The organism is Micromonospora yongxingensis (assembly GCF_052601155.1).
In genome coordinates this window covers 287,522-308,455 of sequence record NZ_JBQXEO010000004.1, presented here as the reverse complement: position 1 = coordinate 308,455, position 20,934 = coordinate 287,522, and the positions used below count along the sequence as shown (strand labels likewise).

At 73.8% G+C, this 20,934-nt stretch carries 16 protein-coding genes; 10 read left to right on the top strand and 6 right to left on the bottom strand.

Annotated elements, in window-relative coordinates; all coding sequences use genetic code 11:
* Nucleotides 1–62: 62 nt before the first annotated feature.
* From ACTWLT_RS08760 to dnaK, 5 genes are all read right to left on the bottom strand, one after another.
* Nucleotides 63–257, bottom strand: a complete 195-nt coding sequence (locus ACTWLT_RS08760) for a hypothetical protein (protein ID WP_445317835.1) — start codon at nucleotides 255–257, stop codon at nucleotides 63–65.
* A gap of 136 nt (nucleotides 258–393) precedes the next feature.
* Entirely contained in the window at nucleotides 394–834 is a 441-nt protein-coding gene (locus ACTWLT_RS08755; RefSeq protein ID WP_030332087.1) for a heat shock protein transcriptional repressor HspR, read from the bottom strand.
* A gap of 30 nt (nucleotides 835–864) precedes the next feature.
* A complete protein-coding gene (gene dnaJ / locus ACTWLT_RS08750) occupies nucleotides 865–2,049 on the bottom strand; it encodes a molecular chaperone DnaJ (protein WP_445317834.1) in 1,185 nt (394 codons plus the stop codon).
* Nucleotides 2,050–2,134: 85 nt separating this feature from the next.
* Nucleotides 2,135–2,893 (bottom strand): nucleotide exchange factor GrpE, encoded by a 759-nt coding sequence (gene grpE, locus ACTWLT_RS08745; RefSeq protein WP_445317833.1) that lies wholly within the window; start codon nucleotides 2,891–2,893, stop codon nucleotides 2,135–2,137.
* Nucleotides 2,894–2,941: 48 nt separating this feature from the next.
* Nucleotides 2,942–4,810 carry a molecular chaperone DnaK gene (gene dnaK, locus ACTWLT_RS08740; protein WP_252417049.1) on the bottom strand — a complete coding sequence of 623 codons (1,869 nt, stop codon included), beginning with the start codon at nucleotides 4,808–4,810 and terminating at the stop codon, nucleotides 2,942–2,944.
* A 220-nt stretch (nucleotides 4,811–5,030) separates the two neighbouring features.
* Here dnaK and ACTWLT_RS08735 point away from each other — a divergent pair, with 220 nt between their 5' ends.
* The 3 genes from ACTWLT_RS08735 to ACTWLT_RS08725 are packed head-to-tail and all read left to right on the top strand — an operon-like array spanning nucleotide 5,031 to nucleotide 9,835.
* Complete coding sequence (locus tag ACTWLT_RS08735) at nucleotides 5,031–6,872, top strand: ABC transporter (protein WP_445317832.1); 1,842 nt, start codon at nucleotides 5,031–5,033, stop codon at nucleotides 6,870–6,872.
* Nucleotides 6,869–8,554: a GTPase gene (locus ACTWLT_RS08730; RefSeq protein ID WP_445317831.1), complete on the top strand. Its 1,686-nt coding sequence runs from the start codon at nucleotides 6,869–6,871 to the stop codon at nucleotides 8,552–8,554. The genes ACTWLT_RS08735 and ACTWLT_RS08730 overlap by 4 nt, the downstream gene beginning before the upstream one ends.
* 57 nt (nucleotides 8,555–8,611) lie before the next feature.
* Nucleotides 8,612–9,835 carry a hypothetical protein gene (locus ACTWLT_RS08725; RefSeq protein ID WP_445317830.1) on the top strand — a complete coding sequence of 408 codons (1,224 nt, stop codon included), beginning with the start codon at nucleotides 8,612–8,614 and terminating at the stop codon, nucleotides 9,833–9,835.
* Nucleotides 9,836–9,885: 50 nt separating this feature from the next.
* On the opposite strand, the gene ACTWLT_RS08720 is transcribed toward ACTWLT_RS08725, so the two are convergent.
* Nucleotides 9,886–10,509: a phosphoesterase PA-phosphatase gene (locus ACTWLT_RS08720; protein WP_445317829.1), complete on the bottom strand. Its 624-nt coding sequence runs from the start codon at nucleotides 10,507–10,509 to the stop codon at nucleotides 9,886–9,888.
* Between the two features lie 87 nt (nucleotides 10,510–10,596).
* Here ACTWLT_RS08720 and ACTWLT_RS08715 point away from each other — a divergent pair, with 87 nt between their 5' ends.
* The 7 genes from ACTWLT_RS08715 (at nucleotide 10,597) to ACTWLT_RS08685 (ending at nucleotide 20,919) form a co-directional block, all read left to right on the top strand.
* Complete coding sequence (locus tag ACTWLT_RS08715; protein WP_445317828.1) at nucleotides 10,597–11,073, top strand: hypothetical protein; 477 nt, start codon at nucleotides 10,597–10,599, stop codon at nucleotides 11,071–11,073.
* An 811-nt stretch (nucleotides 11,074–11,884) separates the two neighbouring features.
* The gene (gene pdhA / locus ACTWLT_RS08710) at nucleotides 11,885–13,060 is read left to right on the top strand and encodes a pyruvate dehydrogenase (acetyl-transferring) E1 component subunit alpha (protein ID WP_252417043.1); all 1,176 of its coding nucleotides are present in this window, start codon (nucleotides 11,885–11,887) and stop codon (nucleotides 13,058–13,060) included.
* The gene (locus tag ACTWLT_RS08705) at nucleotides 13,060–14,049 is read left to right on the top strand and encodes an alpha-ketoacid dehydrogenase subunit beta (protein ID WP_252417042.1); all 990 of its coding nucleotides are present in this window, start codon (nucleotides 13,060–13,062) and stop codon (nucleotides 14,047–14,049) included. The genes pdhA and ACTWLT_RS08705 overlap by 1 nt, the downstream gene beginning before the upstream one ends.
* 5 nt (nucleotides 14,050–14,054) lie before the next feature.
* Nucleotides 14,055–15,524: a dihydrolipoamide acetyltransferase family protein gene (locus ACTWLT_RS08700; protein ID WP_445317827.1), complete on the top strand. Its 1,470-nt coding sequence runs from the start codon at nucleotides 14,055–14,057 to the stop codon at nucleotides 15,522–15,524.
* Nucleotides 15,525–15,734: 210 nt separating this feature from the next.
* Complete coding sequence (locus ACTWLT_RS08695; RefSeq protein WP_252417041.1) at nucleotides 15,735–15,872, top strand: hypothetical protein; 138 nt, start codon at nucleotides 15,735–15,737, stop codon at nucleotides 15,870–15,872.
* A gap of 343 nt (nucleotides 15,873–16,215) precedes the next feature.
* Nucleotides 16,216–18,966, top strand: coding sequence for an LppU/SCO3897 family protein (locus ACTWLT_RS08690; RefSeq protein WP_445317826.1), 2,751 nt, complete (start codon nucleotides 16,216–16,218; stop codon nucleotides 18,964–18,966).
* A 120-nt stretch (nucleotides 18,967–19,086) separates the two neighbouring features.
* Nucleotides 19,087–20,919, top strand: coding sequence for an NHL domain-containing thioredoxin family protein (locus ACTWLT_RS08685; protein ID WP_445317825.1), 1,833 nt, complete (start codon nucleotides 19,087–19,089; stop codon nucleotides 20,917–20,919).
* Nucleotides 20,920–20,934: the final 15 nt, after the last annotated feature.

Sequence of the window (20,934 nt, the reverse complement as noted above, 5' to 3'; positions counted from 1 at the left end):
GTCCTTGAACGGCGAACGGGTCGGGACCCCCCGTGGGTCCCGACCCGCACGTCGGTTACCGGTCAGTCCTGCTTCCCGGGGGCCTCGGTCCGGCCCGGGTCGACGCCCTGGTCTCCCTGGTCGGCGAACCGTCCCTTGACGATCTTGTCCCGGAAGGTTCCGTCGGTCACCTTGTCGAACTTCTCGCGGACGGTGTCGGCCAGGTCTTCCAGCCGGTCCTCCGTCTGCTGGGCCACCTGCTTCGCCGGCTCCGTCATCGCTCCCCCTGCCATGGCGGTAGGTCCGAAATAAGACGATAGAACCCGTATCGCCAGGCTAACCGGAACGGCCCGGCCCGCGCCGGGAAATCCGGCGCGGACCGGGCCGAGGAAACGGAACCGGGTGCGGGTCTGGTCAGCGGTCGGGCGTGCGGCGCGGCCGCCAGACCACCAGCGCGGTGGAGGTGCGGTTGGTCGGCACCAGATCCCGGCCCGGGAAGCGGGCCAGCGACTCCAGTTCGGCCACCCGGCGGTACGCGGCGTCCAGCTCGGCCTCCAGCCGGGCCACCCGCTGCTGCGCCTGCTCCAGCAACCGCTCCAACCCGATGATCCGCTTGACCCCGGCCAGGTTGATGCCGTCGTCCTGACTGAGCCGCTGCACCTCGCGCAGCAGCACCACGTCGCGGACGCTGTACCGACGCCCACCACCGGCCGCCCGGCCGGGCTGCACCAGCCCAAGCCGGTCGTACTGGCGAAGGGTCTGTGGGTGCATCCCCGCCATCCGTGCCGCGACCGAGATCATCAACACCTTGGCCTCGTAGGCAGGGTCACCCGAACCGAGGAACTCGCCCGACATCCCGCTCACCTCCGCGTCCATCCCACCGGACTAACCGACCCGACGCACCCGTGCGTCGAGATGTTCCCGCGCCGCCGGCGGGCTCTGCTCGGCGAACGCCTCCAGCGCTGCGCGCGCCTCGTCCGACAACCGCGCCGGCACCACCACGTCGAGGGTGACCAGCAGGTCGCCGGCCTGCCCGTCGCGGCGGACCACACCCTTGCCCCGAGCCCGCAGCACCCGACCGCTCGGCGTGCCCGGCGGGACCCGCAGGGTCACCGCGCCGTCCAGCGTGGGCACCCGGAGGTCCGTGCCGAGCACGGCCTCCGCGAAGGTGACCGGCACGGTCAGCGTCAGGTCGTCGCCGGTACGCCCGAACAGCTCGTCGGGCCGGACCTTGACGTGCACGAACAGGTCACCAGCCGGACCGCCGCGCTCGCCAGGCTCGCCCCGCCCGGCCAGCCGGATCCGTTGACCGTCGGCCACCCCGGCCGGGAAGCGCACGTTCAGCGTGCGGGTCTTGGTGACCCCGCCGCTGCCGTGGCACTCCGGGCACTTCTCCTCGACCACGGTGCCGACGCCCTGGCAGGTGCGGCACGGCTCGGAGAAGCTGAACGAACCCTGGTTGCGGGTGGTCACCCCGGCGCCGTGGCACGCGGGGCACGTGCGCGGCTGGGTGCCCGGCTTGGCCCCGTTGCCGTGACACGTGTCGCAGACGCCCGGGGCGCGCAGCGTCAGCGGCAGAGTCACCCCGCGCACCGCGTCACCGAAGTCCAGCGCGACCTCGGTCTCCACGTCCCGGCCACGGGCCGGACCACGCGGTGCGGCCTGCCCACCACCCTGCCCACCCGAGAAGATCGAGCTGAACAGGTCCTGGAAACCGGCTCCACCGAAACGACGGTCACCGCCGTCGGCCCCGCCGCCGAACAGGTCGGAGACGTCGAAGGGCATGCCGCCCGGCTGGCCCGCGCCCCGCGCGTTGCGCCGGAACGCGCCCGAGCCGAACAGCGAGCGCATCTCGTCGTACTCCCGGCGACGGCCGGTGTCCGACAGCACGTTGTACGCCTCGGACGCGGCCTTGAACCGCTCCTCGGCCTTCGGGTCGCCCGGGTTGTGGTCCGGATGCGACTCCCGCGCCAACTTGCGGTACGCCTTCTTGATGTCATCCGCGGAGGCGGCCTTGTCCACGCCGAGCACGGCGTAGAAGTCCTTCTCGAGCCAGTCCTTCGAACTCACCGGTCCACCCCCTTCCTACCGTCGTGGCCCGGCCGTCCCGCCCGCCGCATCGCAGCGGACGGGACGGCCCGGTCACCGTTTCGCACTATTCCGGATCCGCGACCGCGACCAGCGCGGGGCGCAGCAGCCGCTCACCGAGCTGGTAACCACGCCGCATGACCTGCACGCAGGTCGGCTCGCTGACCTCGGCCGAGGTCTGGTGCGCGACCGCCTCGTGCCGGGTCGGGTCGAACGGGTCGCCCTGCTCGCCGAAGGCGGTCAGGCCGAACTTGCCCAGCGCGGTGGTGAGCTGTTCCGCCACCGTGCCGAACGGCCCGACCAGGTCGCCGTGTTCCCGGGCCCGGTCCAGGTCGTCCAGGATCGGCAGCAGTGCGGCCAGCACCGAACCGGTCGCCTGCTCCTGCACCAGGCTGCGGTCCCGGTCGACCCGCTTGCGGTAGTTGGCGTACTCCGCCGACACCCGCTGCAGGTCCCGGGTCCGCTCGTCCAACTCGGCCCGGAGCGCCTCCAGCTCGGCGCCGAGCGGCGTACCGGTGCCGCCGCCGCCCACCGGCTGCGCCGGAGCGTCCACCACCGGCGGACCGGACGGCGTGGGACCGTCGACCGAGGTCGACTCGATCTCGATCTCGTCGACCACGATCTCGGCGTCCTCGACCAGGCCCTCCGCGGCGACGTCGGTCCCCGCGTCGGCGGCCGTGCCCTCGGGCTCGGTCGTGTCGGTGAGCTTGCGGTTGTTGCGGATGACGACCCGCTCCCCGTCGCCGGTGGCCGGCTCGGTGGGCGCGGAGCCACCCGGCGCCGACCCGGTGTCGCCCGGGTCGGCGGCTCGTGGCTTCTGCGTCATGCGGCTACCTCATCCCCTTCGCAGTGGACACGTGTCGGAGGCCGACGGTCACTTCTTGCCGTCCTCGTCCACGATCTCCGCGTCGACCACGTCGTCGGCGCCACCGGCACCGCCGGCCTGCGGGCCGGTCGCACCGGTCGCACCCGGGCCGGCCTCGCCGCCGGGCTGCTGGCCCTGCTCGGCCTGCTGCGAGTAGAGCAGCGAACCGGCCTGCTGGGAGACCTGCGCCAGCCGCTCGTGCGCCGACTTGATCTTCTCGATGTCCTGGCCGCCGAGGGCGCCACGCAACTCGCCGAGCGCCTCGTTGAGCTGCTCCCGGTTCTCGCTGGGCAGCTTGTCACCGCTCTCGGCGAGGAACTTCTCGGTCTGCCACTGGAGCGCCTCGGCCACGTTGCGGGTCTCGGCGTCGTCGCGGCGGCGCTTGTCCTCCTCCGCGTGCTCCTCGGCGTCCCGGCGCATCCGCTCGATGTCGTCCTTCGGCAGCGAGGAGCCGCCGGTGATCGTCATCTTCTGTTCCTTGCCGGTGCCGAGGTCCTTGGCGTGCACGTTGACGATGCCGTTGGCGTCGATGTCGAAGGCGACCTCGATCTGCGGCACGCCGCGCGGCGCCGGCGGGAGGCCGGTCAGCTCGAAGGTGCCGAGCTTCTTGTTGTAGGCCGCGATCTCCCGCTCGCCCTGGAACACCTGGATCAGCACCGACGGCTGGTTGTCGTCCGCCGTGGTGAAGACCTCGGAGCGCTTGGTCGGGATGGTCGTGTTGCGCTCGATCAGCTTGGTGAAGATGCCGCCCTTGGTCTCGATGCCCAGGCTCAGCGGGGTCACGTCGAGCAGCAGGACGTCCTTGACCTCACCCTTGAGCACACCGGCCTGCAGGGCGGCGCCGACGGCGACGACCTCGTCCGGGTTGACGCCCTTGTTCGGGTCGCGGCCGGTGAGCTGCTTGACCAGGTCGGTCACGGCGGGCATCCGGGTCGAACCGCCGACCAGGATCACGTGCTCGACGTCGGAGATCTTGATCCCGGCGTCCTTCACGGCCTGCTCGAACGGGCCCTTGCAGCGGTCCAGCAGGTCCTGCGTCATCCGCTGGAACTCGGCGCGGCTGAGCGTCACGTCCAGGTGCAGCGGGCCGGCGGAGCCGGCGGTGATGTACGGCAGGTTGATGTTGGTGGTGGTGGCGGCGGACAGCTCGATCTTGGCCTTCTCGGCGGCCTCACGGAGCCGCTGGAGGGCCATCTTGTCCTGGCCCAGGTCGATGCCGTGCTCACCACGGAAGGTCTTCACCAGGTGGTCGATGATCCGCTGGTCCCAGTCGTCGCCACCGAGGTGGTTGTCACCGCTGGTCGACTTGACCTCGATGACGCCCTCGGCCAACTCCAGCAGCGACACGTCGAAGGTGCCGCCGCCGAGGTCGAAGACCAGGACGGTCTGCTCCTTGGAGCCCTTGTCCAGCCCGTACGCCAGGGCGGCCGCGGTCGGCTCGTTGACGATCCGCAGCACGTTGAAGCCGGCGATCTCACCGGCCTCCTTGGTGGCCTGCCGCTGGCTGTCGTTGAAGTAGGCCGGCACGGTGATCACCGCGTCGGTGATCTGCTCGCCCAGGTACGCCTCGGCGTCCCGCTTGAGCTTCATCAGGGTCCGAGCCGAGATCTCCTGCGGGGTGTACTTCTTGCCGTCGATGTCGACGGACCAGTTCGTGCCGACCTCGCGCTTGACCGACCGGATCGTCCGGTCCGGGTTGGTCACCGCCTGGCGCTTGGCGACCTCACCGACGAGCACCTCGCCGTTGCGGGCGAACGCGACGATCGACGGCGTCGTCCGCGAGCCCTCAGCGTTGGCGATGACGGTGGGCTCACCGCCCTCGAGAACGCTGACGCAGGAGTTCGTCGTGCCGAGGTCGATACCGACCGCACGTGCCATCTTCGCTTCCTCGCTTCGTAAGGTTGTGCAGGTGACGGGCGTTGCCCGCGGGCTGCCGGCGGGCACCGCCCGGAGCGGACCACACCACAAGTTGAGTGAACTTGACTCAATAGTGCCACGCGCCGACGAATCGTCAAGTTGGGTTGAGCCGACCCGACGCAACCCAGCCGTTATTACCGTCCGGTTGTCTTCCCTTGCATCGGTCGGGCACGCTTTAGCGGTGACGACGCCCGGCGATCCCGCCACCCGCTCCGGCGCGCCCGCCGTCGCAGCCCGGACCGGCCCGCCGGACGCCGCGGAGGAGCAGCCCGCCACCATCGGGGACGACAGCCTCCCCGGGGCGCTGACGGGTCTCCGGGCCGCGATCGGCGCGACCCGGTACCCGCTCGCGCTGCCCTCCGCCGGATCTGCCCGGCAGACCGCCACCGCCCTCACCGACCAGCTCGACGACTACCTGCTGCCCCGGCTCGCCCGGCTCGACGCGCCCCTGCTCGTGGTCGTCGGCGGCTCCACCGGCGCCGGCAAGTCGACCCTGGTCAACAGCCTGGTCAAGGCCCGGGTCAGCGCCGCCGGCGTGCTCCGGCCGACCACCCGCTCGCCGGTGCTGGTGTGCAACCCGGCCGACGCCGCCTGGTTCCGCCAGGGCGAGCTGCTGCCCGGGCTGACCCGTACGACCGAGCCGAGCGACGATCCGCGGGCCCTGCACCTGGTCACCGCCCCGGCCCTGCCCGCCGGGCTGGCCTTCCTCGACGCGCCGGACATCGACTCGGTGGTCGACGCCAACCGGGCACTGGCCGGTCAACTGCTGGCCGCCGCCGACCTCTGGCTCTTCGTCACCACCGCCGCCCGGTACGCCGACGCGGTGCCCTGGGAGCTGCTGCGCAGCGCCCGGGCCCGGGGCGCGGTGATCGCCATGGTGCTGGACCGGGTGCCCGCCGAGGCCAGCGACGAGATCGCCGCGCACCTGACCGAGATGCTCGCCGCGCAGGGCCTCGGCCGGGCACCGCTGTTCGTGCTGCCCGAGACGTGGGTCGACGGCCAGGGGCTGCTGCCCGAGGCGGTCACCGCGCCGCTGGCCGACTGGTTCGCCCGGCTGGCCGCCGACGCCGACGCCCGGGCGGCCGTCGTCCGGCAGACGCTGGACGGCGCGCTGGCCGCGGTGCACCCGGCCGTCGAGGAGCTGGCGGACGCCGCCGACGAGCAGGTCGCCGCCGCCGACGCGCTGGACGAACGGGTCCGGGCCGCCTACCGGGGCGCCGAACGGACCGTCGAGGAGGGCCTGCGCGACGGTCGGCTGCTCCGCGGCGAGGTGCTCGCCCGGTGGCAGGAGTTCGTCGGCACCGGGGAGCTCTTCCGCACCCTGGAGGCGCGGATCGGGCGGCTGCGGGATCGCGTGGTGGCCGCCGTCACCGGCCGGCCGGCGCCCTCGACCGAGCTGCGCAACGCCATCGAGTCGCAACTGGTCACCTTGCTGCGCGGGGTGGCCTCCGAGGCCGCGGAGAGCGCGTACACCGGGTGGAAGGCGCACCCGGCCGGGGCGGAGCTGCTGGAGCCGGCGCTCGCCCACCCGAGCGACGACCTGCCCGAACGCGCCGAGCGGATGGTGCGGGACTGGCAGCGCGGCGTGCTGGAGCTGGTCCGGGTCGAGGGCGGCGACAAACGGTTCGTGGCCCGCACCGCCGCGTACGCGGTGAACGCCACCGGGCTCGCCGTGATGATCGCCGTGTTCGCCTCCACCGCGTTCATCCCGACCGGGCTGGAGCTGGCCACCGGGGCCGGCACCACGGTCGCCGCGCAGGCCGTACTCCAGGCGATCTTCGGCGACCAGGCGGTGCGTACCCTCGCTGCCAAGGCCCGCGCCGACCTGCTGGACCGGGTGCGGACGCTGCTCGACGCGGAGGCCGACCGCTTCCTGACCCGCACCGCCGAGGCCCGCCCCGCCGCCGAGGCCGGCGACGGGTTGCGCCGGGCGGCAGGCCGGGTCGAGCTGGCCCGGCACCGCAGCGGCCTGGCCTCCGGCGACGACAGCCTGCCGGCCGCCGACGAGGAGGGGTCCCGGTGAGCAACATCACCGGCCGGATACGCGAGGCGTTCCGCGGCGACCAGCGGGTCGACCCGGACGCGTTGATCGCCCGCCTCGACGCGGTACGCCGGTTCCTGACCGCGGTGGACGGCCTGCTGCCGGACGCCCAACTGGTGCCCGCGCACACCCTCGTCGAGCGGGCCGGCACCCGGCTCGCCCTGTCCCGGGACCACACCGTGGTCGCCCTGGCCGGTGCCACCGGCAGCGGCAAGTCCAGCCTGTTCAACGCGCTGGCCCGGCTGGAGCTCTCACCCGTCGGGGTCCGCCGGCCGACCACCGGCGTCACGCACGCCTGCGTGTGGGGGCCGCTGGAGGGCGCCAACCGGCTGCTCGACTGGGTCGGCGTACTGCCCCGGCACCGGTTCGTCCGGGAGAGCGCGCTGGACGCGGACGACGAGACCGCCCTGCACGGGCTGATCCTGCTCGACCTGCCCGACTTCGACTCGGTGCAGCGGTCCCACCGGCTGGAGGTCGACCGGCTGCTCGGCCTGGTCGACCAGGTGGTCTGGGTGGTCGACCCGCAGAAGTACGCCGACCGGGTGATCCACGACAGCTACCTGCGCGAGTTCCACCGACACCGCGACGTCACCCTGGTCGTGCTCAACCAGGCCGACCGGCTGCCCCCGGCCGAGCTTCCCCGGGTCCTGGACGACCTGCGCCGGCTGCTCGACGCCGACGGGCTGACCGACGTGCCCCTGCTGGCCACCACCGCCATCGACCCGGCCGGGATGGTCGGGCTGCGCACCGCGCTGGAGCAGACGGTCGCCGAGCGACAGGCGGCACTGCGCCGGCTCGCCGGTGACGTCGACGGTGTGGTCGCCGCGCTGGACGAACTGGTCGGCTCGGCCCGACCGGCGGGCGGACCGGACGACGGCGCCGTCGACGGGCTGAACCGGGCACTGGCCGGCGCGGCCGGCGTACCGGCGGTCACCGAGGCGGTGGAGCAGGCGTACCGGCATCGGGCCGGCGCCGCCACCGGCTGGCCGGTGGTCCGGGGCTGGCGACGGCTTCGGCCGGACCCGCTGCGCCGGCTCCACCTGCCCGGCCCGGCCGGCGACCAGGCCGACCCGGCCGAAAGCCTGGTCGCGGCGACCTCGGTGCCCGACCCGACGGCCGCCCAGCGCTCCGCGCTCGGCCTGGCCATCCGCGCGGTGGCCGACCGGGCCGCCGCCGACCTGCCCGCCGCCTGGCCGGCCGCGGTCACCACCGCCGCCCGGTCCCGCCTCGGCGACCTGCCGGACGCGTTGGACCGCGCGGTCGCCGGCACCGACCTCGGCCTGGGCCGACGACCGCTCTGGTGGCGGCTGGTCGGCGGCGTGCAGTGGCTGGTGACGCTGGCCGCCGTGGTGGGGCTCGGCTGGCTGGTGCTCGGCTACGCGCTGCGGGCACTCGGCCTGCCCGCCCTGGACAACCCGATGGTCGGGCAGGTGCCACTGCCCACTCTCCTGCTTCTCGGCGGGCTGCTCGCCGGGTTGCTGGTGGCGGCGCTGACCCGGCCGCTGGTGCGCTGGGCGGCCCGTCGGGCCCGCGCCCGCGCCGACCAGCGGCTGACGGCCGAGGTCGCCCGGGTGGGCGACGAGTACGTGCTCGCACCGGTGCGGATCGTGCTCGCCTCGTACGCGCAGGCACGCGACGCGTTGAAGGACGCCGCCCGGCGCTGAGGCCCCGCACGGCTCGCTACCCCTCTGCGTACCCGCCCGGCGGCGTAGGGTCGAAGCATGGCCACGCCTCAGACCCCTTACGACGCGGTGCTGCACGCCGCACGCGACGTGACCAAGCTGGAGTCCGCGCTGGATGCCGAGATGCTCGGCAGCGCGCTGCTGGGTAGCGTCTACTCGATCGCGGAGACCGACCGCGACACCGCCGTACGGGAGTTCGTCACCGGGTTCCTCACCGCCACCGCCCGCCGCCGGATCGTGGCGGCGACCACCATCCGCCAGGTCTTCGCCGCGCTCGTGCCCAACGCCGAGGGCACCGAGCGGGTGCGGCCGGGCAGCCAGGCGCCAGCCTGGTCCGGGCAGCTCGGCCGGGTGCACCTCACGGGCAGTTGGGCGTACGGCGACGTGTACGGCGACCAGACCTCCTACCTCGCCACCTTTGCCTACGACGACGCCACCGGCGGCCCCGAGCACGCGCTGGTGGCACTGGTGGACCACAACATCGGGATCACCAAGGACATCTTCGTCGGCGGCCCGGCGGAACGGATCCTGGACCAGGTCCGCCAGATGTGCGCCGACGACGAGCTGACCTGGTTCCGCACCGAGGACCCGGCCCGGCTGCGTGGTGAGGTGGCCCGGCATCTCGCCGTCACCGACGACCTGGGCGAGCTGCCCGGTGAGGGCTCGCTCGCCACCGACCGCGCGCTGGTCGGCGCCCGGCTGGCCGTGCTGCCCACCGCCGCCGACCCGACCGGCCCGGCCGAGGTCGAGCCGCTCACCGCCGCCGAGCGCACCGACCTGGTCCGGCGGTTCCTGGCCGCCCCGGAGGCGGCCCGGTTCGGGCTCGACACCGTCGACGGTCCCGAGCTGGCATCACTGCACTTCTGCCTGAGTCTGCTGCTGGACCACTCGGCGACGTTCCCGGACGCCGACCCGATGCGGTGGAGCCCCGCGATGTCCGGGCTCTTCCTGCTCGACTGGGTGCACCGCCGCGCGGTGCTGGACATGGACGACGCGGCGATGCTGCCCCGGGTGCTGCGCGCCTGGGCCCGGTACGCGTCCCGCCAGCGCGGGCTGCCCGAGTCGGCCGCCACGCGTACCGACGAGGCGATCGAGGAGATGGTGCCGGAGTTCGCCCGCCTCTACTCCACCGGTGAGCGGCGCAGCCCGGCAACGGCGGCCGTCGCCCAGCTGATGGCCGACGGCGTGGACCCGGACGACCCGGCCGCGCTCGACGCCTGGATCGAGGCGAACCGGCACCGGCTCGCCGACGACGGCGCCTGACGGCATCCGGGTCGGCGGCCCCGTGCCGCCGACCCGGATCTCAGGCCCGGTCAGCGCAGCAGGCCGAAGACCACCCCGGCGATCAGCGCGCCGAGCACGCCGCCGGCCAGCACCTGCGGCACGGTGTGGTCACGCAGCCGCACCCGGGACCAGCCGACCACGGCCAACAGCGGCAGGGCGACGAGCAGCCGGGCACCGAAGGTCAGCGCCAGGATGACCAGCGTGCCGGCGGCCACCGCCAAGTGGATGGACATCTTCCACCAGTGGCTCACCGACACGGCGACCACCAGGCCGACCAGACCGGCCACCGCCAGCGCCAGCAGCGGACGGGGTGCGCCGAGCAGGGCGAGCAGGGCCAGGCCGGCAGCGACCGAGCCGAGGCCGACCAGGAGCGGCACCCGGCGTTGCTCCCGGCGGCCGACGTGGTGGTCGGTGAGCCGGCCACGGCGTACCCCGCCGACGATGTAGGCGAACGGGATGCCGGTGACGAAGATCGTCGCGAGCAGCCCCCACGCCAGGCCGTGCGCGGCGACCGGGGCACTGTGCCAGCTCACGGTGACCATCAGCAGCGACACCAGCACGGCCGGCGCGGTCACCTCGGTGACGAGTCGCGCGACCCGCAGCCCCGGGCCGGGTCGGGTGGTGACCGGGCGGAGTTCCCCACCGCCGCCCACGCCGCCCCCTCCGGTACGCGTCTACCGCCGACCACCGCCGGCGCCGGCTTGGTCGCGCCTGATCGTCACCGTACCGGCGGGGACACCGTGGGGTGTGTCGGTCCGGCCAGCGGCGACCGGCTGATCAGGGTCGTCGGCGGGTTGGTGGGGCTGGGTCGCCTGCCCGAGGAGGCGGGGGTTGCCGGCGGCGTGGGTCTGGTGGCTGGCACGGAGAGGGTGCTGGTCGGCACCGCGGTCGGCGTCGAGGAGTCGGTCCCGGTCGGGGTCGCCGGCACGGTCGGCGTCGGGCTCGCCGTGGGGGTCGGGTCGGGGTCGGGATCCGGAGGGTCGGTCGGCGTACGGGTCGGTGACGGCACCGGCGACGGGCTGGGCGGCGCGGCCGGCGGGGTGCTGCGGGTCGCCCTCGGCGTCGGCCGCGGCACGGCCCGGGGTGCGGGCCCCGGATCGTCTGCGGCCGACCCGGGCCTCGACCCCTCCGGGCTGTGTCGGGGAGCGGCGGGCAGCCAACCACCGGTCGCGGTCGGGCCGACGCTGGGCGTGCCGGCTGGCGGAAGCGCCGGCTGACTGGTCATCGGCAGCGGAATCACCACCGGCCCGACCGACGGGGTGGGGATGAACGGGGTGCTGCTGTCCGGCAGCGCGGTACTGCCCGGGGTGGCCGAGCCCGCGCTGATCGCGGCGAGGATGGGCATCGAGGCGGTGCCGGCCAGCAGCGCGACGGTGAGCAGGTAGCCCCGGGAGGGGCCGCCGGCGCCGGGCGCGCGGTGCGCGCCCACCACCGGGCGGTATCCACCGGGCGACCGGTGCCGGCCGAGCGCCGGTGTGCCGGGACCGTCACCTGGCTCGTGCACCGCACACCCCTTGTCGTCGGCCGTTGGAGGACGCGGATGGACACCGTCGGCTGAAAAACACCGGCAAAACACCCGATCGGCGCGATCCTGCGGTAATCAGCCTCGCCTAGTTACCCTCCGTCAGCCAACCTCCACCGCGTGTCGACACGCGGAGATGACCGAAAGGTGACGAACCGTCGCCGTATCGCCCGCCGATCGCTTCCCGGCATCATGGCGACAAAGGTCAGCAAAGGGTGGGCGGTCGGAATGCGGGGCGGGCGTACTGTGGGCGCGCTCACCTCCTCTGCGAATATGGAGCACGACGGCAACGCAGCCGTGACCTCCGCGCACCCTCGCGGCAGGCGCGGTTGAGCGCCGGCGCTCCCGAACCGGGTTCGGCCAGAATCCGGCTCACGCCGCGCGGCAACCCCCACCGGGGCTAGGCGCGGCCGCCAGGAACCGGTCCGGCAGCAGCCGGACAGGCGCACGAGTTGCGCGGCCGGGTGACCCCCCGGTGCCGACGCAGACACGACAGGGAGAGACGGATGGCAAAGGGCGACCCCGGGGGCACCACCCGCGGCAGGCGGGCGGCACCCCGCTCCAGGAAGAGCGCGACCGGCAACCCCGAGCTGGTGCAGCTGCTCACCCCCGAAGGCGAGCGGATCGACAGCGTCACCGGCCCGGACGGCATCGAGTACCGCGTCGACTTCACCGACGAGGAGTACCGGGGGCTCTACCGCGACCTGGTGCTGGTCCGCAAGCTCGACGCCGAGGCGACCGCGTTGCAGCGCCAGGGCGAGCTGGGCATCTGGGCCAGCCTGCTGGGCCAGGAGGCGGCCCAGGTCGGCTCCGGGCGGGCACTGCGCACGCAGGACATGGCCTTCCCGACGTACCGGGAGCACGGCGTCCTCTACTGCCGGGGCATCGACCCGATCATGCCGCTCGGCCTGTTCCGCGGCGTCGACCAGGGCGGCTGGGACCCGAACGAGTTCAAGTTCAACATGTACACGATCGTGATCGGGGCGCAGACCCTGCACGCGACCGGCTACGCCATGGGCATCAACATGGACGGCAAGACCGGCACCGACGACGGCGAAGCGGTGATCGCCTACTTCGGCGACGGTGCCACCAGCCAGGGCGACGTCAACGAGGCGTTCGTCTGGGCCGGCGTGTTCAACGCGCCGATGGTCTTCTTCTGCCAGAACAACCAGTACGCGATCTCCGAGCCCCTGGAGCGGCAGACCCGCATCCCCCTCTACCAGCGGGCCGCCGGCTTCGGTTTCCCGGGCATCCGGGTGGACGGCAACGACGTGCTGGCCACCTACGCGGTGACCCGTACCGCGTTGGACAACGCGCGGCACGGGCAGGGCCCGAGCCTGATCGAGGCGTACACCTACCGCATGGGTGCGCACACCACCTCCGACGACCCGACCCGCTACCGCATCGCCAGCGAGGTCGAGGCGTGGCAGGCCAAGGACCCGATCTCCCGGGTGAAGGCCTTCCTGGAGAAGCAGCAGATCGCCGACGCGGCCTTCTTCGCCGAGGTCGACGAGCAGGCCCGCCGGGAGTCGGTGCACCTGCGCGAGCGGGTGCTCGCCATGCCCAACCCGGAGCCGGTGACGATGTTCGACCACGTCTACCCCAACGGGTCTCCGCTGCTCGACGAGCAGCGCGCGCAGTTCAGCAAGTACATGGAGTCGTTCGAGGGGAGCGCCCACTGATGGCCACGGAGACGCTCACCCTCGGCAAGGCCCTCAACACCGGTCTGCGCCGCGCCCTGGAGAACGACCCCAAGGTCATCATCATGGGCGAGGACGTCGGCAAGCTCGGCGGCGTCTTCCGGATCACCGATGGGCTCCAGAAGGACTTCGGCGACCAGCGGGTCATCGACACCCCGCTGGCGGAGTCGGGCATCATCGGCACCGCGGTCGGCCTCGCCATCCGTGGCTACCGGCCGATCTGCGAGATCCAGTTCGACGGCTTCGTCTACCCCGCGTACGACCAGATCGTGTCGCAGGTGGCGAAGATGCACTACCGCTCGCGCGGGAAGCTCAGCATCCCAATGGTCATCCGGATCCCGTTCGGCGGCGGCATCGGCGCCGTCGAGCACCACTCCGAGTCGCCGGAGGCGTACTTCGCGCACACCGCCGGCCTGAAGGTGGTGTCCTGCGCCAACCCGCAGGACGCGTACGTGATGATCCAGCAGGCCATCGCCTCGGACGACCCGATCGTCTTCCTGGAGCCCAAGCGGCGCTACTGGGAGAAGGGTCCCGTCGACCTGGACGCGCCGCTGGCCGACGCGTACCCGCTGCACTCGGCGCGGGTGGTGCGACCCGGCACCGACGTCACCCTGCTGGCCTACGGGCCGATGGTGCGGACCTGCCTGGACGCGGCGACCGCCGCCGCCGAGGACGGCCGGGAGCTGGAGGTCATCGACCTGCGCACGCTCTCCCCGCTGGACCTGAGCGCGGCGTACGAGTCGGTGAAGCGCACCGGCCGCGCCGTGGTGGTGCACGAGGCTCCGTCGAACATCGGCATCGGCGCCGAGCTGGCCGCGCGGATCACCGAGGAGTGCTTCTACTCCCTGGAGTCGCCGGTGCTGCGGGTGACCGGCTTCGACACCCCCTACCCGGCAGCCCGGGTGGAGGAGGAGTACCTGCCCGACCTGGACCGGGTGCTCGACGCCGTCGACCGCTCGTTCGGCTGGTGATCGACATGTCCCGGATCAAGGAGTTCAACCTGCCCGACCTGGGCGAGGGGCTGACCGAGGGCGAGATCCTCGCCTGGCTGGTCAAGGTCGGCGACACCATCGAGCTGAACCAGCCGATCGTCGAGGTGGAGACGGCCAAGGCGGCCGTGGAGATCCCGGCGAAGTGGGCCGGTCAGGTGCACCGGATCTTCCACCCGGAGGGGACGACGGTCGAGGTCGGCTCGCCGATCATCGCGATCGACACCGACCCGGGTGCCGGCCCGCTGGACGCGCCGTCGACCACGTCCACGCCCGGCGGCGACCTGCCCACCCCGTCGGCGGCCTCGCTGGCCGCGGTGGAGGTGGCACCGGCTGAGGGCATGGTCGAGCCCGGCCTGATCGGCGGCCCGGCCCCGGGTGGGCGGACCGCGGTGCTGGTCGGTTACGGCCCGCGTACCACCGCCGCGAAGCGCCGCCCGCGCAAGGGTGCCGTCCCGGAGCAGGCCGCACCGACGACCACGCCGGTCGCACCGGCTCCGATGGCTCCGGCTCCGGTCGCTCCGGCTCCGGTCGCCAACGGGCGGGGCGCCGCGACGAGCGGCGGACTGGTGCTGGCCAAGCCGCCGGTACGCAAGCTCGCCAAGGACCTCGGGGTCGACCTGGGCACGCTGACCGGCTCGGGCCCACTGGGCTCGATCACCCGGGAGGACGTGCAGCAGGCGGCGAACGGGTCCGTGGCGGCGGCCGAGCCGGTCGCGACGACGTCGGTGGCGGCGAGCGCCGCGAGCTTCGGCGCGGACCGCGAGCAGCGCATCCCGGTCAAGGGGGTCCGCAAGCTCACCGCCGAGAACATGTCCCGCTCGGCGTTCACCGCCCCGCACGTGACGGAGTTCCTGACCGTCGACGTGACCCGGGCGATGAAGGCGCTGGACCGGCTGCGGGGCCGGCGGGAGTGGCGCGACGTCCGGGTCTCGCCGCTGCTGCTGGTGGCGAAGGCGGTGCTGCTGGCCGTGAGGCGTCACCCGATGGTCAACTCGACGTGGGCCGGCGACGAGATCGTGGTCAAGGAGTACGTGAACCTCGGTATCGCGGCGGCCACCGAGCGCGGCCTGATCGTGCCGAACGTGAAGGACGCCGGCCGGCTCTCGCTGCGCGAACTGGCGGACGCGTTGAACGACCTGGTGCAGACGGCGAAGTCGGGGCGCACCTCACCGGCTGACATGTCCGGCGGCACCCTGACCATCACCAACGTCGGGGTGTTCGGGGTGGACACCGGCACGCCGATCCTGCCGCCGGGTGAGTCGGCCATCCTGGCCTTCGGCGCGGTGCGGGAGATGCCCTGGGTGCACAAGGGCAAGGTCAAGCCGCGTCAGGTCACCACGCTGGGGCTGAGCTTCGACCACCGCATCATCGACGGTGAGCTGGGCTCGAAGTTCCTGCGCGACATCGGCGACTTCCTCGCCGACCCGGAGGCGGCGCTGCTCGCCTGGACCTGACCGTCCGAACGCCAGGCCACGGCCGGTGTGCCACGGGTTAACGCCCGGCACACCGGCCGTGGCCGTTCGGCAACGGAAACACTGGTTGGCGAGCCCTCTCACCTTTGATTGTTAGGCAGGTGTCTCAGCTCACCTAATAATCGATGGAAGTTGGTGGGCTTCTGCGGTTGAATAGAGACATCAGGGGCTGACAACCAGGGGGAACCACAAATGAGCATGATCGAGCGCATCCGCAACCACCGCGACGCCACCCGCCGTGCCCGTGCCATCGAGCACGCGCTGCGGTCCGCGACCTCGCCGGCGGTCCGCGAGGAGCTCCTCGTCATCGCCCAGCGTCACATGAGCTGACGCTCCACCACTTTCCTCACCTCCTCCAGATCGATGGCCCGCCCGGTCCGCCGGGCGGGCCGTCGGCGTTTCACCACCTCTTGGCACCGGGATTCCGCCCTGCCGCAGCGCCCGGTACGGTGGGCTTCGGTCACCGCCCGCCGGCCCGGCACCAGCCGATCCGATAGAAGCCGCTCGACACCGACCGGCAACGCGGAGTGACGACCGGTGCTCCTTGGACGCGCTGTGCGGCCACCGGATACCGTGCGGGGAGCCGGCACGGCCGTACGCCGGTGACGCCGGCAGCCATGCCGAGGAGACCGATCGGCACCGGCGGCCGACATGTGATGGAGGAGGCGCACCCATGACGTCCGAGGGCCCGCACCGTCCCGGCCAGGAGCCGGACGAGGTGTCACCGGGCGCCGGCGGACCGGCGCCGTACGGCGACCGCCCGGCGCAGCCGGACAACGGCTACAACGCCGCCGGTCCCGACCTGGGTTGGGCACCCCCACCGCCGGCGCGGCAGAACCCGCCGGCACCCGCGTGGGCGACCCAGTCGGAGCAGCAGCCGAACCCCGCCTGGGGTTCCGGTGCCACGCCGCAGCCCCCCGAGCCGGCACAGCCGGCGTGGGCCAACGGCGGTGGCGCGAGCGAGCCGCAGCAGCCCGGCGCCTGGCCCGGCAACGGTGGCGCACCGGACAACGCGCAGGCCGCCCAGTGGGGCGCGCAGCAGCAGGGCTGGACGCCAGCCGAGCAGGGCGGTCCCGCCTGGGCCGCCGGTGCCCCCGAGCAGCCCGACTGGGCGCAGGCCCAGCCGGCCGCCGCGCGGGGTGCCGCGCAGGTGCCACCGGCCACCGCCACCTGGCCGGCCCAGGAAGACCCGGCCCGCTCCGGCGGCTGGAACACCGACTCCCCGCAGGACGATCCAGCCCGCTCCGGTGGCTGGGGCGGTGCGGCGCAGTCCAACCCGCCCGCCGGTGACTGGCGTGGCGCCGAGTCGCAGCAGCCCGAGTCGGCGCAGGCCACCGGCTGGTCCGGCAACGGTCAGCAGGATGACCCGGCCGGCTCCGGCGGCTGGGCCACCGGCGCCGCCGCGCGCGACGACCAGCCCGTGTGGACGCCGGCCGACCAGTCCCCGCAGACGTGGGGCCAGGCCGCCGAGCCGACCGAGCAGCCGACCCCCGGTTGGGGGCAGGCCGAGCCGGCCGCCGCCCGTGGCGCAGCCCAGGTGCCCGCACCGGCGGCGAACTGGCCCGGCCAGGACGACCCGGCCCGCTCCGGCGGCTGGGCCGCACAACAGCAGCAGCAGGCGCAGCCCGGCACGTGGGGCGACGGCGCCGACGCGAAGCAGGACGAGGCCGGGCAGCCGGCCGCCTGGGGTGGCGCCGAGGGCCGTCCGCAGCAGCCGGACTGGGTGCTGTCGGCTCAGGACCAGCCGACCGACCGGCCCGAGCCGGCGGCGTGGACCCCGGAGCAGACCGGCACCGCGGCGCGGGCCAGCGCCAGCGTGCCGGGCAACGACGGGTCGCCGGCCTGGGCCGCCGCCCCGGACAGTGCCTCCCAGGGCAGCGCCGGTGTGCCCGATGCCCAGCCGTGGGCGCCCGGCGAGGTGTGGGGTCGCGCCGAGGCGGAGGCCTCCGCACAGCCCCGCGGTGGCTGGGAGGCCGACCGGGGCGACGAGCCGCCGGCCTACCAGCCCGGGCCCGCGCCGGGCATCTCGCCGGCCAACGCCGTGCCGCTGCCCCCGCAGGAGCAGCGCGTGCCGGGTGCCAGCCTGGCCGCCGCTCCGCCGGTCGACTACGCGTCGCCCGCCCCGTTCGCCGCGATCCCCGAGCAGCCGTCGTACGCCGAGCGGGAGACCCCGGACGCCGCCGCGCAGTACGAGGCGGAGCCGGCCGCCTGGGGTCGGGCCGAGGAGTCGCCGGCAGGCGGTGCCGTGGTGCCCGCCCCGCGTACCTCTCCGGAGTCCGGAGCGGGCCGCGCGGTCGTACCGGCGCAGGAGGCCGAGTCGGCGGCCGGCGCGGTGGGCCGGGCCTCGGCGAGCGCCTCTGTGCCACTGGCCAGCCGGGTGATGCCCCCGACCGACCAGGCCATCCGACCGACCGGCACGTCCGCGCCGCAGCCCCGGGTGTACGGCCGTCCGGCCCAACCCGAGCCGGAGCAGGCCGCGCCGGAGGCGTTCCAGGCCGACCCGGGCCCGGAGCGTCAGGGCACGCCCGACTGGCAGAACGGCGCCGCGCGCCAAGCCGCACCGGACTGGCAGAACGGCCCGGACCGTCAGGCCGCACCCGACTGGCAGAACGGCCCCGAGCGTCAGGGCGCACCGGACTGGCAGAACGGCCCGGACCGTCAGGGCGGCCCGGGTTGGGGTGGCGACTCCCCGGCCGAACCGCGCTTCGACGACCGGGAGCGGCCGTCGGCGCCGAACGGGTTCGAGGCCGCGTCCGCGCCGCCGGCGTTCCCGCCCGGCGTGCCGTCCTTCGTCGACGCGCCCGGCAACAACCGGCCGGTGAACGGGGTCCGGCCGCAGGCCGGCGCCGAACGCCCGGAAAACCAGTACGGCCCCGGGTCACCGGCGGCCGGTAGCGCCGGGGTGAACGGCGCTCCGGGCTTCGGTGGACCGGGCTTCGGAGGCCCGCCGGAGCCGGCACCGGGTGCCGGCTTCACGGCGACGTTCCCCCCAGCACCCCAGCAGGCCGCGCCGTCCTGGGGTCAGCAGGCCGGCGAGTCCGACCACAACAGGTTCGAGGCGTTCAAGCCGGACGCCGACGAGCCGAAGGCGGAGCCGCCGGTGCCGAAGGTGCGCAACGGCCGTGTGCTCGCCGCGGTGCTGATCGCCGCGGTGCTCATCCTGGCGGTGCCGCTCGGCCTTCTGATGCTGCTCGGCAAGTTCGGCGGCGGGGACGAGGCGCCCGCCTTCGACCCGGCGGTCGGCACCTGTGTGAAGCAGTCCGGTCAGGGTGCCTCGGCGACGGATTGCGGCGAGGCCGGCGCGTTCACCATCGTTTCCAAGGTGGACGCGAAGGACAAGTGCACCGATACGACGCAGCCGCACGTGGTGCTGCCCGGCGACGGCACCAACCGGGTGCTCTGCCTCAAGCCGGCCACCAAGTAGACACACCGACGGCGGGGCCACGGGAATCCGTGGCCCCGCCGTCGTCGTCCCACCCCGCTGCGGGCGGGCGGCTCGGCCCCTCCGGCCGTTCGCGGGCCGGTGGTCAGGCACGATGGAGTCATGAGCGCACGAGTACGGGCCCCCGAACTGCGCGGTCGGGGGTGGCTGAACACCGGTGGACGCGATCTGAAGCTCGCCGACCTGCGCGGCAAGATCGTCCTGGCCGATTTCTGGACCTTCTGCTGCATCAACTGCCTGCACGTGCTCGACGAGCTGCGTCCGCTTGAGGAGAAGTACGGCGACGTGCTCGTCGTGATCGGCGTCCACTCGCCGAAGTTCGAGCACGAGAAGGACGCCGACGCGCTGGCCGCCGCCGTGGAGCGGTACGGGGTGCACCACCCCGTGCTCGACGATCCCGAGATGGACATGTGGCAGCAGTACGCGGCCCGGGCCTGGCCGACCCTGTCGGTGATCGACCCCGAGGGGTACGTCGTGGCCACCATGGCCGGCGAGGGACACGCCGAGGGGCTGTCCCGGTTGATCGACGAGCTGATCGCCACCCACGAGGCCAAGGGCACCCTGCACCGGGGCGACGGCCCGTACGTCCCGCCGCCGGCACCGGAGACCACGCTGCGTTTCCCGGGCAAGGCGGTCGTGCTGCCGGACGGCAACCTGCTGGTCTCCGACTCGGCCCGGCACTCGCTGGTCGAGCTCGCCCCGGACGGCGAGTCGCCGGTGCGACGGATCGGCTCGGGCGAGCGGGGCCGGGCTGACGGGCCGGCGGGTGCGGCGACGTTCTCCGAGCCGCAGGGGCTCTGCCTGCTGCCCACGCACGTCGCCGAGGTGGCCGGCTACGACCTGGTGGTCGCCGACACGGTCAACCACCTGCTGCGCGGCGTACGCCTGGCGTCTGGCGAGGTGGTCACCGTGGCCGGCAGCGGCCGGCAGTGGCGGGCCACGGTCGACGACCACGCGCACGACGCGCTCGCCGTGGACCTCTCGTCCCCGTGGGACCTGGCCTGGTACGACGACAAGCTGATCATCGCGATGGCCGGTATCCACCAGCTCTGGTGGTTCGATCCGATCAAGCGGACGGCCGGCATGTACGCCGGCACCACGGTCGAGGCACTGCGCGACGGCCCACTGGCCGAGGCGTGGATGGCGCAGCCGTCAGGGCTCTCCGTCTCCGCCGACGGCGTCCGACTCTGGATCGCTGACAGCGAGACCAGCGCGGTCCGGTACGTCGAGAACGGGGTGCTCGGCACCGCCGTCGGGCAGGGCCTGTTCGACTTCGGGCACGTGGACGGGCCGGCGGAGTCGGCGCTGCTCCAGCATCCGCTGGGGGTGTGCGCGTTGCCGGACGGTTCGGTGCTGGTCGCGGACACCTACAACGGCGCGGTGCGCCGCTTCGACCCGGAGACGGGTCAGGTGTCGACGGTCGCCGACGGGCTGGCCGAGCCGAGCGACCTGGTGCTCACCCCGGCCGGCGAGGTGCTGGTGGTGGAGTCCGCCGCGCACCGGTTGACCCGGCTGGCCCCGGGTGCGCTGTCGGCGGCCGGCGCCAGCACGGTGGACGGTCCCCGGCACCGCACCGAGCGGAAGCCGACCGACGTCGCGGCGGGCGAGGTCACCCTGGACATCGTCTTCACGCCGGCGCCTGGGCAGAAGTTGGACGAGACGTACGGGCCGTCGACCCGGCTGGTGGTCTCCGCGTCCCCGCCGGAGCTGCTGGTGGAGGGTGCCGGGACGGGCACCGAGCTGTCCCGGCGGCTGGTGCTCAACGGCGAGGTGACCGACGGGGTGCTCCAGGTGACCGCGCAGGCGGCGACCTGCGACGCGGACGTCGAGCACGCCGCGTGCCACCTGACCCGGCAGGACTGGGGCGTCCCGGTCCGGGTGGTCGACGGTGCGGCGGCCCGGCTTCCACTGGTGTTGCGCGGCCTCGACGCCTGACCGCCACCGCCCATT